Origin of the sequence: Ruminococcus sp. OM04-4AA (genome assembly GCF_003462585.1) — a bacterium.
Classification (GTDB): domain Bacteria; phylum Bacillota; class Clostridia; order Lachnospirales; family Lachnospiraceae; genus Mediterraneibacter; species Mediterraneibacter faecis.
On sequence record NZ_QTZH01000161.1, the window covers coordinates 1 to 908 of the forward strand.

The window sequence follows — 908 nt, forward strand, 5'->3', positions numbered from 1 at the left end:
CCCTCTGTGTCATAGAAAAAGGCAAAGAATTCCCCGGTCTCTTTTTGGACCTTCACCAGACGAAACGGTGCTTCCTCTTCATAAGCAAACGTGATACGGCTACCCGTAAGAGACTCGGTTTCCAGGCATTTCCCTTCTTTGTCAAAGCGGTATGTTTTCTGAGCTCTTGTACGATAAGTATATCCGTTTTTCTCTTTTTCCAAAGCACCTTCGCTGGCAAACAGGGAAAGGTAACGGTCTTTTTCCCAGAAGAACCGCTCCTCTTTTCCATCCTCCCGAAGAAGCACTGCTTCCCCGTCTGTAAATTCCAGATGTACCTCATAATTATGGTTCCAGTCTTTTCCAAGCACACCCCTGTGTGCATTGATGGCATTATAAAAACGGCGGAAAGCAAACGACTCCCTTCCCCCGACTTCCAGATCTGTCCGGTCATAGATAAAGTTTCCCGTGCTTAAATTTACCGGGTCCTTGGAAAAGGCATGGCAGATGGCTTCCGCTCCCTTGATGTTTGCCATCAGCTTTTCCACTGCCTTTTCCCCATTTTCCGTTACCTTGTTCCACCTTGCCTGCACCTCTTCAAAGGCTTTTTTGAATGCTGAGTAGTCCGTAGTAAGCGGCGTATCTATTAAAAACTGCTCCATTTCCTCCAAAAGTGTCTGAAGGCTTTTCGTTACCCCTGCAAGTTCTCTTGTCTGGGAGGCATAGTCCGTATCGGCTGCCGGGATCAAGTCGCAGGCTCTTTGGCGGCATTTCTCCAATTTGGTCAATGCGGTCTCCATCTGTTCCGTCTTTAAGGCGCTGCGTAACTGGGAAACGTCATGGACGGCTATCCCGTAACGGACTTCATAAGGTACTGCGTCCAGTGCTTCCCCTGCCTGGTCTGCATAAGTCCTCATAGCAGACACATG

Annotated in this window: 1 protein-coding gene; it reads right to left on the bottom strand. The window is 48.6% G+C overall.

Going from position 1 to position 908, the window contains the following annotated elements:
• The coding region (locus DXB52_RS16295) for a DUF6531 domain-containing protein (protein WP_181989242.1) at nucleotides 1-908 on the bottom strand (908 nt) is incomplete at both ends.